We start from the raw sequence: 13873 nt of genomic DNA on the forward strand, positions 1-13873 counted from the left end.
TTTACGGCGCGACTAACGCCATTCTCGGGACTCCCCCGACCTCCCGCACACAACGCGGGCAGACCCGCCCAGGACAAATGTCGTCACCGCACACCTCACACTCGACGAGCGTCATCGACACTGCCCTCCAGGTCAACATCCCCATCGTTCAAACGGCAGTCCCCCGACGCCGGGTTCTCCTCGCGCCGAGAAAGGTCGACAATCTGGTAACGACCCCGCACCACACGAATAATCCGGCCATAGCCGATCAGCGCATCCAGCGCGTCATGCACCGCAGCTTTCGACGCGGTCACAGCATCGACCAGCGCCCCGGTCGTCGCCGTCCCGCCCGCGACCAAGGCCAGGACCTCAGCCTGCACCGGGGACAACACCACCGCCGACGCCGCCAGTTCCACCGCAGCGGCAGACTCCCCGTCGGCGCTGGCGCGGCTAGCGCGGCTGGCGCGGCTGCCCCAAGGTGCTCGCCGGGCCCCCCGACCGGCCGCGACGACGACGGCGGCCCCACCGGTGGCTCCACCAACGACGCTGTCGTCGCCGAGAGTGTGGGTGCCGCCCAGGCCACCGACCTGCCACCGCCCGCCCACGGGCGGGCCGAGCACACTGGTGACCGCCGCCGCGTCGAGTGGATGCAACTCCGGCTGGGCGAAGAACCGGTCGAACGCCGCCGACGCGGTCAACGCCGGCGCCGTCAGGCCCTTGCTGACCATCCGGGCCGCGTCCGCATCGCTGGGCAGCCAGTCCCAGCGCACCGGCGCATCCAGATGGGCGTGCACCGCCATCCCGGGCACCGGGCGCCGCGGCCGCCCATCATTGAGCGGAAGCTCCGCCGGATCGAACAACAGGCCGGGCACCAGATCCGAACTGGATTTCGAGTTCGTGCGGAACGCGACCACCTGGGAGGCGAACGCCGACCGCGCATGATCACCGCCCCACGCGGCCTGGCCTTGGGACTGGTTCAGCCCGACCAGCCAAATCCCCAGCGCCCGCACGGTGTTGACCGTCTCGGTCCACAACGCGGCGACCTTCGGATCGTGCGCGACAAACGAGTACTCGTCATGAAGGAACATCCACCCAGGCACCTGCTCGCTGGGGAAGATCAGGTCGGAGCCGGCCTCGGCGGCGATCTGTGCCCGCGCGGCCAGGATCGCAGTCACCAGCCGCGGCAGCGCCAGCACGTTCTGCTTCCCGATCACCGCCACCCGCGCCCGGCTGGCCAGGGCGGTCGAGGAATTCCCTTTCGGATCGGCATACAGCAGGTTCAACACACCGGTCGACAACGCCGCGGTGGTCAGGATGTTCGTCGCCCCGGACTTCCCGCCCCCAGTCGACCCGACAACCGCCGTCGGCACCGTCCCGCCGTCGTCCCACATGAGCACATCGACTTCACCGGAGCCGTCGATCGAGCGCCCGACACCTTTGATGACGCCGTCAACTACCCGCGGGCAGGTGAACAACCGGGTGGCGGCGACCGGGTCGGTGTGGATGATCGTCAACCTCGCCCGGTTCGCCCCCTGCCCGCGACGCCCCGGGGCGAACAGGACCCGGTCGGCGTCGAGGCCGAGCCCACCGGCCAGCCGCACCCGATGGGTGACCAGGTCCTGTGGCCGTTGATCTGGTGGGAGCGTGGAGGGGCAACGGACGGGGACCGACACGACAACGCAGGACCGCAGACCGGCGAACGGCGAACGGCGAACGGCGACAAGGCTGAGCCGCGGGCGAGGACGCGCCGAGCAGCCACACCGACCGGAACCGCACGAGTCGAGGGCAGGCCGACCCGGACCGCAGCCGCCCCTCCGGGCGGCGAGGACCGGAAGCGGTGCGGCAGCGCTCTATTCCGCAGGGTTCCCGGAAGGCCCTTCGAATTCCTCATCGGTGGACCGCCACACCACCCAGCCAGTGGCCACGTGCACGATCCGCACCTCATCGACCTCCGGGTCCTCGACACCCTCGATCGCGGTCGCGATCGCCCCATCCATCGTCGGGTAGACCGTCGTGAACGCCGAGTCCGGAAGCCAGTCGCTGGACAACTCCACATCGGCCTCGATCCGATACCCGCGGACCCGACCCACCTTTTCGAACTCGGCCCCGGAACCGGTCATGAGGTCCCCGCGGCCATGCTCGCGAATCGGCAGTAATGCAGCTGGCTGCACACCGTCACCGTCGACGTCGGGCCACCCCGGTTCTTCGCCAGAATCAGATCGGCCTCGCCCGCGCGAGGATCGTCCGGATCGTAGGCATCGGGCCGATGCAACAGGATCACCATGTCGGCGTCCTGCTCGATCGCGCCAGACTCCCGCAAATCCGACAACAACGGTCGCTTGTCCAGACGCTGTTCCGGGCCGCGGTTGAGCTGGGACAGTGCGATCACCGGCACCTCCAGCTCTTTCGCCAGGACTTTCATCTGTCGAGAGAACTCGCTGATCTCCAGCTGTCGCGACTCCGCACGACGTCCCGAGCTCATCAGTTGCAGATAGTCCACCACGACCAGGCCCAGGCCGTGTTTCTGCTTCAGCCGCCGGGCCCGGGCCCTGATCTGGGTCATCGTGATCGACGCGCTGTCATCGATCACCAGCGCGCCCGCGCCGGGGGCGGCGATCCGTTCCCGCCGCGCCGTGTCCAGGCGCTCGTAGTCGGCCGGGGTCAACCCGTGCGGCGTGGACAGTGCCCGGTAGTTCACCCGGGCTTCGGCGCACACGATCCGCGACCACAACTCGCTACGGCTCATCTCCAACGAGAAGACCACCGCGCTCTGACCTTCAGAGAACGCCGCGTGGCGGGCCGCGTCCACCGCGACCGTCGACTTCCCCAGCCCGGGCCGCCCCGCCACCACGATCAGCTGCCCGGGCTTCCAGCCGCCGGTCACCCGCGTCAAATCCGCATACGGTGTCGCCAACCCCGGTTCGGTGCGGCCCGCCTGTATCTCGGCCAACACGGCGAGCTGATCATCGAACAGTTCGTCCACCCGGGCCTGACCGGCATCGGTCCCCGCCCCGTCGGTCACCGCGTCCAACGCGCTCTGCGCACGATCGACGACGTCATCGATCGGCGTACCGTCACCGCCCCCGTGATAGCCGAGCTGACTGATCCGCGTCCCGGTCTCCACCAGACGCCGCGCTACCGCTTTCTCCCGCACCCGCTCAGCGTAGAAACCGGCGTTCGACGCCGTCGGGACCGCAGCGATCACCGTGTGCAGATATCCCGCACCACCGACCCGGACAAGATCACCCGACCGCTCCAGCGCCGCGGCGATCGTCACCGGGTCCACCGGTTTCGAGTCCCCGAACTGCGCCACGACCGCCCGGAAGATCACCTCATGCGCCGGCCGATAAAAATCGGCTCCGACCAGCACCTCGCAGACCTCCCCGATCGCGGTCTCCGACAGCAACATCGCCCCGAGCACCGCCTGCTCCGCCACGAGGTCCTCCGGCGGCAACAACTCCGCACCAGCAGCGCTGGCAGCGACGCTCTCACTCGCTCGCGGCTCTCCACGACCGGGCACTCCACGCCCGGGAGCTGTCGGCACCGTCGACACCGACAGCTCCGCCGCCGACCCGCCGGTCAGCACGACACCACTCCGGCCGCCACCGCTGCGGGACGGCACTCGCACGCCCTCATCTGGCCGTCGTCATCACACCAGAACCGCAGACCAGGACCGTCCCCCTCGCCCGCGCCGCACCGCGCACACGCCGACCTCGACACCGGCGCCTCTCCGCCCGGGCACTCCACCGCGACCGACCGCGCCGAGTCTCGGCGCGGCGCCGGATCGGGCGGAGCCGGGATCCCCGCGCCGTGCAACGGCAACGGGTTCTCGTCCAGCGGCGCGACCTGAATGACCCGCAACCACCGGCTCAGATGCCGCGTGAACGCCTGAGACACATACGTGACCGGCTGAGTACCCGTGGCGTCTCTCATCGCCGCACACGCGATCTCAGCCGCCTCTACGAGGGAGATCCCCGCGTCCAGACCAGACCGGATCGCCGACTGCACCTGAGCCAGGTCCTCAACCGTCGGCCGCCACGACGACGAAGCACGCTTCGACGACCGAGCCCACTCCACCCACGGCAACCGCGCCACCAAAGCCGCAACCTCGTCCGGGGCCGCGTCAGCGGCCGCCGCGTCGTCGTGGCCCGTGGCGGGCGGCGCAGCCGACCCGCCCGGCACGGGCTCGATCGACTCCTCTCCTCTCCGACTCCTCGGAGAGGAGTCGATCGATCTAGAGAACATGCCCACATGGGCATCAAGACCCTGACCTGCGGAAACACCGGTCTTCATGCCCACATGGGCACCTAGACCGCCGGTCTTCGTGCCCACATGGGCATCAAGACCCTGACCTGCGGAAACACCGGTCTTCATGCCCACATGGGCACCTAGACCGCCGGTCTTCGTGCCCACATGGGCATCAAGACCCTGACCTGCGGAAACACCGGTCTTCATGCCCATGTGGGCGACCGGGCCGGAAGGCCGCGGGCGGGGCGATGCGACGAATAAGCGAGCTGGTGTCGTCGGGTCGGACAGGGCCCGGTCGAGTTCGGCGTAGGTCCGCGGCCCGACATACCCGACCGGCGGTCGGGAGAAGACCGTGAAGGTGTCCACCGAACGCCCACGGCGGCCGGACACGTAGTGCCGGTCGATCCGCAGGAACCCGATCGACGAGAGATAGTCGAGCAGCCAGCCGGCCTTGTTCGCCGACTCATAGCCGCACCAGCGCGCCAGCTTCGCCCGATCCAACACGACCCGCTCCGGATCCGCCGAGCGGACCCGATCCGCCAACAACACCTGCGCCGCGGTCAGCACCTTGTCCGCGGCCGCGGACATCACACGACCGTCGCGGCGCTGCGGCGGCGCCAGGCGCAGACACGCGGTCACCCAGAACGGCACCGCCGCATCCACCGGGGAATCCCCGGCAACCGAAACGAACCGCTCATCCACGTCAACGCCCAGGTCAGCAGGCGCAGACGACTCGCAGCCGGGGTGGCCGGGGTGGCCGGGGTGGCCGTGCATGATTACACTTCTCCCTTGCTCAGCCTTCACGGCTGTAGTTGGAACGACTTGCGGCCCTTTTCCTTGCCAGGGGGGGCCGTTTGTCGTCTGTGGGGACAGACCGTAGTCGAGACGGTCACCGACACCATCGGCAGACACCACCGACGGCGATCACGTGCAGGCCCGCTGCAACGACGCCGCCCGCGCCGCGGTGACCGTCAGCTGGTAGCGGGTGACGATCCGGGCGAAGTCGTGGGCGTAGGCACACGCGTCGACCTGCGGCATCCAGCGCTCCGGGCCGTGGTCGGACTTTGCTCGGTTGACCGCCGCGGTGGTAGCGCGCAGGTTGTCCGGATCGTTCGCGAACGCATCCCGCTGCTGGTCGGTCCAGGCGTGCGCACCGGTGCGATGCGCCAGGGCCAGCGGAACGACGTGGTCGATGTCGACCTCCCGGCTCGGCCCGGTGACCGTCTGCCCGCTGTAGGGATCCCGCAGCGTCCCGGCGGTCACGTCACAGCCTCGGGCCACCGTGGTGTCGGTCAGGTCGCGGGCCAGCACCGCGTCGCGGACATCGCAGCCCGACCCGAGTGCGGGGGCCCATCCGGGTCCGAACGCTTCGCGGCGGTAGTCGCGGCCGTGCCGGTCCGGGGCGATCCGGATCGCCGACAGGTCGACCGGGCCGGCCGCGGTCACCATCTCCGGCACCGAGGTGGATGCCGTCGACGACGGCCCGGTGTCGGCGGCTGCGGTGTCGGTCTCCTCGCGGAAGGCCCAGATCTCGACCAGCACGAACACCGCCGCTGCGAGCACTGTGAACAGCACGGTCCAGGTCCGGGTCACCGCTGCGATCCTTCCGTACCGTCTGTCACGTTCGACACCGGATGGGCGAGATGTCCGCTCTGGGAGCGCGGTTCGTTGCCGACGGCTTCGTAGCGGCCCCGCGCCACCCGGGTGATCCGGCCGTAACCGATCAACGTGTCCAGGGCGTCATGGACGGCGGCCTTCGACGCGGTCACAGCGTCGACGAGGTTCCCGGTCGTCGCCGTCCCGGCCGCGATCAGGGCCAGGACCTCGGCCTGCACCGGGGACAACACCACCCCCGCTGGCTCCACCGGGGCGGCAGCCTCGCCGCCGGCGCCGCCGGCGCGGCTCCCCCAGGGGGCTCGCCGGGCCCCCTGACCAGCCGGGATGACGACGGCGGCTCCGCCGGAGGCGTTGTCGTCGCTGAGAGTGTGGGTGGCGCCCAGGCCACCGACCTGCCACCGGCCGTGAACGGGCGGGCCGAGCACGCTGGTGACCGCCGCCGCGTCGAGCGGATGCAACTCCGGCTGGGCGAAGAACCGGTCGAACGCCGCCGACGCGGTCAACGCCGGCGCCGTCAGGCCCTTGCTGACCATCCGGGCCGCGTCGGCATCGCTGGGCAGCCAGTCCCAGCGCACCGGCGCATCGAGATGGGCGTGCACCGCCATCCCCGGCACCGGCCGCCGCGGCCGCCCATCATTGAGCGGCAACTCCGCCGGATCGAACAACAACCCGGGCACCAGATCCGAGGACGACTTCGAATTCGTCCGGAACGCGACCACCTGCGAGGCGAACGCCGAGCGGGCGTGGTCCCCGCCCCACGCGCCCTGGCCTTGGGACTGGTTCAACCCGACCAACCAGATCCCCAGCGCACGCACCGTGTTGACCGTCTCGGTCCACAACGCGGCGACCTTCGGATCGTGCGCGACGAAGGAGTACTCGTCGTGCAGGAACATCCACCCAGGCACCTGCTGGCTGGGGAAGATCAGGTCCGAGCCGGCCTCGGCGGCGATCCGGGCGCGCGCGGCCAGGATCGCAGTCACCAGCCGCGGCAGCGCCAGCACGTTCTGCTTCCCGATCACCGCGACCCGCGCCCGCGCCGCGAGAGCAGTCGAGGAGTTCCCTTTCGGATCGGCATAGAGCAGGTTCAGCACACCGGTCGACAACGCCGCGGTGGTCAGGATGTTCGTCGCCCCGGACTTCCCGCCCCCGGTCGACCCGACGACCGCGGTCGGGACCGTCCCCCCGTCATCCCACATCAGCACATCCACCTCACCGGAGCCGTCGATCGACCGCCCGACACCGGTGATGACGCCGTCGTCGACACGGGGCGCGGTGAAGAGCCGGGTGTCGGCGACCGGGTCGGTGTGGATGATCGTCAACCTCGCCCGGTTCGCGCCCTGCCCGCGACGGCCCGGGGCGAACAGGACCCGGTCGGCGTCGACCCCGAGCCCACCAGCCAGCCGCACCCGATGAGTGACCAGGTCATCCACGGTGTGCGCGCCCGGCCGCAGCACCACATCGAACGTGGTCGTGTGCGCGTCGTCGGCGCGGCCGGTCAACCGCGAACCCGCCACCTTCCCGTCCTTGGAGCCGTTGGTCTCCGCCCACGCCCGGCACAACGAATCCAGGTCCGGGTCCCGCGGCGCCGGCGGCGGCAGCACCGGCGCCGTCAACGCCGCCGTCCTCGGCCCGAGCGGATGCGCCCGCCACCACCGGGCACCCACCGCCGTCGTCCCGAGCACCGCCGCAGCACCCAGCAACGGCGACGGCCCCGCCACCGCCAGCTGATAGGCCAGCGCTGACGCGCCCGCGCCACCGGCGGCCAGCTCGGGCCACCACCGGCCCAGCACCACTCGGCTCAACACCGACCGGTAACGAGCCGCGACCACCACCGCACCGGCAACCGGCACCACCGCCGCCGGTCCGGCCAGCACGGCCGGCCCAACATCGGCCACCGCTGCCGCGGCCGAGCCGAGCCAGTGCCCGCCCATCCCAGCCGCACCACCGACCGCGGCCGGGACCCACGGCCACCGTCTGCGCCGGTTGCGGTCGCAGACCAGGACTCGACGCGCGTTCTCCGCGCGGTCGTCACCACCAGCCGCGTCGTCGGCCGTGTCGACACCTGCCGGGACGACCGTGCTCGCCACCCGGGACCAGAACACAGCCGCCGCACCCGCACCCGGTGCTGACGTCGTGTCCTCGACACCACCGTCGCGGCCGGTCTCCCGGGCCTGCGCACGCGCCTCAGCCCGCTGCGCGGCGACCCGAGCAGCATGGGCGAACCGCGTCTTCCGCGTGATCGTCTGCGTGGGCTTCGTCGACCGGGTCATGACCGGCCTCCCTTTCTGTTTTTCTGCTGGTCAGAACCGTGCTGATGGAGTCGCTGATGGGGCCGGAGCTCCCGCCCACACCACGAGTGGTGTGGGCGGGACTCCGAACCCACCAGCTACTCAGCCGTGTCCCAGGGACGCCTTCGACGCCCGGGTGATCATGTGATTGGAGGTGAGGGCGTCCCGCACGATCTGCCCGCCCACACCGATCCGCTCCGCGGCAAGAGTCAGGTTGTCGACCACCGCCCCGACATGCGTCCCCGCGCCGTCAAGGCCGTCCATCCCGGTCCAGCCATGACCTTCAAACTCATTGACCAGGCCCCGATGGGTGCCGAGCAGCTGTTCCAAATCCGACGCCGCGTCCCGCAACGCCGCTGAGAGGAACTCGTAGTTCCCGTCCCCATCCAATGCCGCCATCTCCGCCATCTCCACTCTGTTTCTGTGTGTGTGCTGGTCAGGTGCCGATTTAGAGGACGGCGTGCGGGCCGGGCACGTACGGGGCTTGGTCGTAGGCGTCCCGGCCGCGATCGCCCTGGGCGCGCATCTGCTCGGCCAGCCCGCGGTACAGGCCTTCGGCGGCGTTCAAACCGGACAGCGAGTCGCCCAGTGGGCCGGTGACCTGGTCGCCCCAGCCGTCCCCGGCCAGCCGATCGGTGAACGCCGCCAGCTGCGTCTGGTAGACGCCACACGCATCCGCTGCCGCGATCAACCGTGCTACCGCTGCCTCATACATCCCATCGCCTCCAGAAGAAGAAGAAGAAGTGCCCGTGCTCGCGTTCGGGGTGGTGGTGTCCGGCGGCAGGTCTGCCGCCGGGGACGTACCGGTCGGAGAAGCCGGCGCCGAGCCGGTCCCCAGCTCGGGATCAGCGCCACGCACCTCGACACCCACGCCGTCGGCGCTGTCAGAGCTGTCAGCGCTGTCCGGGGTGGGCAGGCCGGGATCGTCGGTCGCGGTCGTGCCGGCGGCTCCCGCCGCGTCGGCCGTCGGCCGTGCGTGGCGGCGGCCCCACGGCTGCGGGGACGGGGCGCCCGCAGGCCCGGCCCCGCAGCCGGGGCCGCTCCCGCTGGCACCGCCCGCGACACCACTGGCACTGGTGGGGTGCAGGCCGCGGGCCTGCGCCCAGCGGGCCCGCGCCCGATCCGCCCGCTCCATACGACGCTGCTGGACCGCACGCCACCGCTCATCCCGAGATGGCGCGGTCTCGTCAAACCACGCCCGCCGCCGCGCCGCGCGGTGCTCGCCGCGGTGCTGCGCGGCCCGGCAGGCGTTCGCCCACCGCGACGCCACGAGCAGACCGAACGCGCCGCGCCCGGTCGGACGCCCCGACGCGGTGCGCGCCCCGCCCCCGGCTTCGTGGCGCATCCGGGCCCGGGCCAGGCCGGGTGGTTCCTTGCCGTTGCTGTAAGCGGCGGTATCGGTCCGGCCCTTCGTCACGAAGAACGCCACCACCACACACGTCAAAAAGAACGCCTCCACCAGCCACTCCCTCCTTCTCTAGCGTCGTATCGGCTTGTGGCTAGAACTGGCGGTGTCATCAGGTGAGGGATGCGGCGAGGGCGGCGATGAAGGTGTCCGCCGCGCGGTAGAGGCGCGGCACACCGGCCAGGACGGTGCCGACCAGGGCGAGGGCGGCGACGACCAGCAACGACTTCGTCCGCGTCGCCGCCGTAATCCCCGACCCGCGCAGGCGGCTGTAGGCCCACAGGCCCGCACCAGCGGCGACCGCACCCACCGCCGACACCCCGACCAGCTGCGCGGTGGCCTGCCCGGCCCCGGTCAGCGCGCCACCGGACAGGGCGGTGAACAGCCCGCCGAACCAGCCGGCGGAGGCGCCGCCGACGCCGAACCCGCCGACCACGGCAAGGACGGCGGCGACCTTCTCCCAGTCCACGCCTTTGCCGGGCACGTCCAGGTACACGAGGACGATCGCCAGGACCAGCGCCAGGGCGCCGAGCGCGGGCATCGAGCTTGGAATGAACATCGACCACGACACGATGAATCGCCTCCTTCACCAGGCAAGAGCGAGCAGGACGAGGACCACGACGGTGATCACGAAGCCGGACGGCTTGTCCCGGATCACGTTCGCCACCCAATCCAGCGGGAACACCACGACCAGGGCGGCCAGAGTCAGCGCCGAGTGCGCGCCTCTCACCAGGGGATTGGTGCTGGTGGTCCAGTCCCCGGACCGCGAGTACGCCCAGGTCTGGGCGTACGAGGGCGGTGCCTCGTTCCACCGCGGCCGCGCCTCGACGACGTCGCTGATGACCTGGGCGATGCGCTGATCCCACGGCGCCAACGGCACCAGCACCGGCTCCACCGGAACATCGGCCTGGGCCTCGCCGCTCTTGGTCGACTCGGCATCCCGGTCGACGATGTAGAGGCCCGGCCGTTCCGGAGCGGTCTCGTCCTGTTGCTGGTCAGATGCGGGCTGCGGCACGACGACCACCTCCCACCTTCCGACGATGACAACGGCTACAGGTCCGCGGCGGCACACCACCATCCCGTGGCATCTCGATCGACCGACGACACACCACACAACGCGCCCGCACCTGCATCACCGGGCACCGCCAGCCGTAGGAGCGGCGGCCTGGCGCTGGGCGGCGCGGGCCTGCGCCCGTTCGACCTGACGCTCCTTCGCCCGCACCGCCTTGTGAGCGGCGACTTCCTGGGCATCGTGGAGCTCAACGAACAGATCGGCGAGGTCATCGGCGATCCGGTCCAGACGGCGATCGACCTCCGGGGACAGCGTCGTGCGGATGCTGGTCATCGCCGGGATCGCCGCGCGGACAGCGGTGAGCGCGGCAGCCGCCCGAGCCCCCGGAGTCCGAGCCCGCCCATAGGCAGTCGCGAAGATCCGGCGCTGCGCCGCGATCCTGCGTAAAGCTGCGTACGCACTGCGCGCCTTCACATCCTCCGCCGCAGACGGCTGCCTCTCGACCACGGTGTTCATGCCGCGATCACCGGCCGAACCGGATCGACCGCAGACACCTCTGCATCGCGCTGAGCGGCGCGCTCCTCGCGAGTAGTGCCGCCCCAGACACCGTGCTGGCCCGTCGCCGTCGCCCACTCCCGACACGCCACACGGACCGGGCAGCCGGTGCACACCAGCCGGGCCTGCAACACACCCAGCTCAGAGACAGGAAAGAACACCTCGGTATCGGCGCCCAGACAGTGCCGACCCGGATGGGACGACAACTCGACTGGGACCGGGATTACAGGTCCCGGATCGTCGGCAAAGACAGGACTACGCTCGACCACGTGGGCCGCCTCCTAGCACTCCGGGGTGGCCCGCAAGGGCCTCGACGGGGGGACATCCCGTCGAGGCCCGACCACCAGCGCCACATCTATCGCGGCACATACTGATGTTCCGCATCAGAGTATGCGTCGGCAGCGGTCGGGCGTCAAGAGGTGAGCACCGACCCCGTCCCTGACTCGCAGCTGCTCGTCCCGACAATCGAGGAGGCGACCCCCTTTGGCTAGTGACCGAGCTGATGTTCAGCGCCACCTCGGCGAAATACTTCAGAAACTTCGCCTGTCTGCAAATCTTTCAGGACGGGCTCTCGCTGCAATTTTCGGATGCGATCAATCGCGAATAAGTCGAATCGAATCGGGTCAAACAAAAATATCTGACCGCGAAGCACAGAGGTGGGCAAGGGAAACTAACGCCTCTCCTGAGGAGTGCGCAGAGATTGCTAATTTAGTCCGCAAGTCTGACTCTCTACAGATATCATGGCGCGGAGCGTTACTTAGCGGCTGGGGCGCCCGCCAAGGAGACCTCTCCACCCTAGAAGCTGAGGCTCAAAGGATCCTCGTATGGCACCGCACTGGGATTCCTGACCTACTCCAGTCATCCTCCTACATGCTCCAGGGCACGCGGACTGAGTCGCAGTACTCCAAACAGAGCGCTGCGGCCCACATGTTCGCAAAGATTTCCCGTCAGCGAGTCATTCACGAGCTGCCATCGCGACTGGAAGTAATATTGACAGAACAGGGCCTGAGGAGCCTTTCTGGAAATCAGAACGTTCTTGTGGATCAGCTGAGCTGGATCGGCTCTCTCGCCAAGCGAGATCGACTCACCCTCGGCGTTTATCCGAGCAGTGGGCCGATCCCCATTGACCATGCGCCCAGCGTTGCGATCCACCTTGCTCCTCGGAGTGGGATGGAGGACGTAGTCGTGCATACGGAGCTCAAAGAGCGACCCGAGAGTGGCCCTGAGGAAGCTCAACGACACATCGATCAGTTCCGCGTCTACCAGCGCCACAGCTGGCGTGGTGACCAGGCGATCGAGTTCGTCGAGGGCCTCGCTCGAGAGATGGGCAGCGGCAGGTCCGGTGCCAGCGACGCCGACGGTGAACGTGACGGTGCGTGATTGTCCAGTTGTCCGGCTGGACAACGGAGCGGGCGTGCTAGTGTGCGTCCTACGCGCGTGCGTGCACGCACGCGCGTAGGACGGCGAAGTCCAGCTGCTTGTCCAGTCTTTGTCCAGTGGTTTGTCTACTTGCTGGACAAGCACAGAGCGTGACGCAGGCGAGCGGAGCGTCTTCTCGGGCCGGCGCTTCCAGGTCGCTCGTCGGCTGGGCGATGACCAGTCCGCAAGTCCATGTCTTGACGGCGCACCCCCTCGGCGCACCCCCTCGGCGCACCCCCTCGGCGCACCCCCTCGGCGCACCCCCTCGGCGCACCCCCTCGGCGCACCCCCTCGGCGCACCCCCTCGGCGCACCCCCTCGGCGCACCCCCTCGGCGCACCCCCTCGGCGCACCCCCTCGGCGCACCCCCTCGGCGCACCCCCTCGGCGCACCCCCTCGGCGCACCCCCTCGGCGCACCCCCTCGGCGCACCCCCTCGGCGCACCCCCTCGGCGCACCCCCTCGGCGCACCCCCTCGGCGCACCCCCTCGGCGCACCCCCTCGGCGCACCCCCTCGGCGCACCCCCTCGGCGCACCCCCTCGGCGCACCCCCTCGGCGCACCCCCTCGGCGCACCCCCTCGGCGCACCCCCTCGGCGCACCCCCTCGGCGCACCCCCTCGGCGCACCCCCTCGGCGCACCCCCTCGGCGCACCCCCTCGGCGCACCCCCTCGGCGCACCCCCTCGGCGCACCCCCTCGGCGCACCCCCTCGGCGCACCCCCTCGGCGCACCCCCTCGGCGCACCCCCTCGGCGCACCCCCTCGGCGCACCCCCTCGGCGCACCCCCTCGGCGCACCCCCTCGGCGCACCCCCTCGGCGCACCCCCTCGGCGCACCCCCTCGGCGCACCCCCTCGGCGCACCCCCTCGGCGCACCCCCTCGGCGCACCCCCTCGGCGCACCCCCTCGGCGCACCCCCTCGGCGCACCCCCTCGGCGCACCCCCTCGGCGCACCCCCTCGGCGCACCCCCTCGGCGCACCCCCTCGGCGCACCCCCTCGGCGCACCCCCTCGGCGCACCCCCTCGGCGCACCCCCTCGGCGCACCCCCTCGGCGCACCCCCTCGGCGCACCCCCTCGGCGCACCCCCTCGGCGCACCCCCTCGGCGCACCCCCTCGGCGCACCCCCTCGGCGCACCCCCTCGGCGCACCCCCTCGGCGCACCCCCTCGGCGCACCCCCTCGGCGCACCCCCTCGGCGCACCCCCTCGGCGCACCCCCTCGGCGCACCCCCTCGGCGCACCCCCTCGGCGCACCCCCTCGGCGCACCCCCTCGGCGCACCCCCTCGGCGCACCCCCTCGGCGCACCCCCTCGGCGCACCCCCTCGGCGCACCCCCTCGGCGCACCCCCTCGGCG

At 70.8% G+C, this 13873-nt stretch carries 14 protein-coding genes; 1 reads left to right on the forward strand and 13 read right to left on the reverse strand.

The window, feature by feature from the left end; genetic code table 11:
- Position 1: 1 nt before the first annotated feature.
- The 13 genes from KPL59_RS37595 to KPL59_RS12290 form a co-directional block, all read right to left on the reverse strand.
- Positions 2-145 (reverse strand): 50S ribosomal protein L32, encoded by a 144-nt coding sequence (locus tag KPL59_RS37595; RefSeq protein ID WP_374111621.1) that lies wholly within the window; start codon positions 143-145, stop codon positions 2-4.
- Positions 96-1580, reverse strand: a complete 1485-nt coding sequence (locus KPL59_RS12235; protein ID WP_226360872.1) for a hypothetical protein — start codon at positions 1578-1580, stop codon at positions 96-98. Before KPL59_RS12235 ends, KPL59_RS37595 begins: the two co-directional genes overlap by 50 nt.
- 249 nt (positions 1581-1829) lie before the next feature.
- Positions 1830-2099: a hypothetical protein gene (locus KPL59_RS12240; RefSeq protein WP_226360873.1), complete on the reverse strand. Its 270-nt coding sequence runs from the start codon at positions 2097-2099 to the stop codon at positions 1830-1832.
- The gene (dnaB, locus tag KPL59_RS12245; RefSeq protein WP_374111622.1) at positions 2096-3499 is read right to left on the reverse strand and encodes a replicative DNA helicase; all 1404 of its coding nucleotides are present in this window, start codon (positions 3497-3499) and stop codon (positions 2096-2098) included. Before dnaB ends, KPL59_RS12240 begins: the two co-directional genes overlap by 4 nt.
- Positions 3500-3558: 59 nt before the next feature.
- Positions 3559-4929, reverse strand: coding sequence for a hypothetical protein (locus KPL59_RS12250; RefSeq protein ID WP_226360874.1), 1371 nt, complete (start codon positions 4927-4929; stop codon positions 3559-3561).
- A 222-nt stretch (positions 4930-5151) separates the two neighbouring features.
- Positions 5152-5820 carry an HNH endonuclease family protein gene (locus KPL59_RS12255; RefSeq protein WP_226360875.1) on the reverse strand — a complete coding sequence of 223 codons (669 nt, stop codon included), beginning with the start codon at positions 5818-5820 and terminating at the stop codon, positions 5152-5154.
- Positions 5817-8114 (reverse strand): hypothetical protein, encoded by a 2298-nt coding sequence (locus KPL59_RS12260; protein WP_226360876.1) that lies wholly within the window; start codon positions 8112-8114, stop codon positions 5817-5819. The genes KPL59_RS12255 and KPL59_RS12260 overlap by 4 nt, the downstream gene beginning before the upstream one ends.
- A 120-nt stretch (positions 8115-8234) precedes the next feature.
- Entirely contained in the window at positions 8235-8540 is a 306-nt protein-coding gene (locus KPL59_RS12265) for a hypothetical protein (RefSeq protein ID WP_226360877.1), read from the reverse strand.
- A gap of 40 nt (positions 8541-8580) precedes the next feature.
- The gene (locus tag KPL59_RS12270; RefSeq protein WP_226360878.1) at positions 8581-9591 is read right to left on the reverse strand and encodes a hypothetical protein; all 1011 of its coding nucleotides are present in this window, start codon (positions 9589-9591) and stop codon (positions 8581-8583) included.
- A 58-nt stretch (positions 9592-9649) separates the two neighbouring features.
- Positions 9650-10096 carry a hypothetical protein gene (locus tag KPL59_RS12275; RefSeq protein WP_226360879.1) on the reverse strand — a complete coding sequence of 149 codons (447 nt, stop codon included), beginning with the start codon at positions 10094-10096 and terminating at the stop codon, positions 9650-9652.
- A gap of 27 nt (positions 10097-10123) precedes the next feature.
- The gene (locus KPL59_RS12280) at positions 10124-10552 is read right to left on the reverse strand and encodes a hypothetical protein (RefSeq protein WP_226360880.1); all 429 of its coding nucleotides are present in this window, start codon (positions 10550-10552) and stop codon (positions 10124-10126) included.
- A 117-nt stretch (positions 10553-10669) separates the two neighbouring features.
- Positions 10670-11065, reverse strand: coding sequence for a hypothetical protein (locus tag KPL59_RS12285; protein WP_226360881.1), 396 nt, complete (start codon positions 11063-11065; stop codon positions 10670-10672).
- Complete coding sequence (locus KPL59_RS12290) at positions 11062-11373, reverse strand: WhiB family transcriptional regulator (RefSeq protein ID WP_226360882.1); 312 nt, start codon at positions 11371-11373, stop codon at positions 11062-11064. The genes KPL59_RS12285 and KPL59_RS12290 overlap by 4 nt, the downstream gene beginning before the upstream one ends.
- A 214-nt stretch (positions 11374-11587) precedes the next feature.
- Here KPL59_RS12290 and KPL59_RS12295 point away from each other — a divergent pair, with 214 nt between their 5' ends.
- The gene (locus KPL59_RS12295; protein WP_226360883.1) at positions 11588-12484 is read left to right on the forward strand and encodes a Scr1 family TA system antitoxin-like transcriptional regulator; all 897 of its coding nucleotides are present in this window, start codon (positions 11588-11590) and stop codon (positions 12482-12484) included.
- The last annotated feature ends 1389 nt before the right edge of the window (positions 12485-13873 follow it).

This window comes from Pseudonocardia sp. ICBG1142 (genome assembly GCF_020496255.1).
In the GTDB taxonomy this organism is placed as follows: domain Bacteria; phylum Actinomycetota; class Actinomycetes; order Mycobacteriales; family Pseudonocardiaceae; genus Pseudonocardia.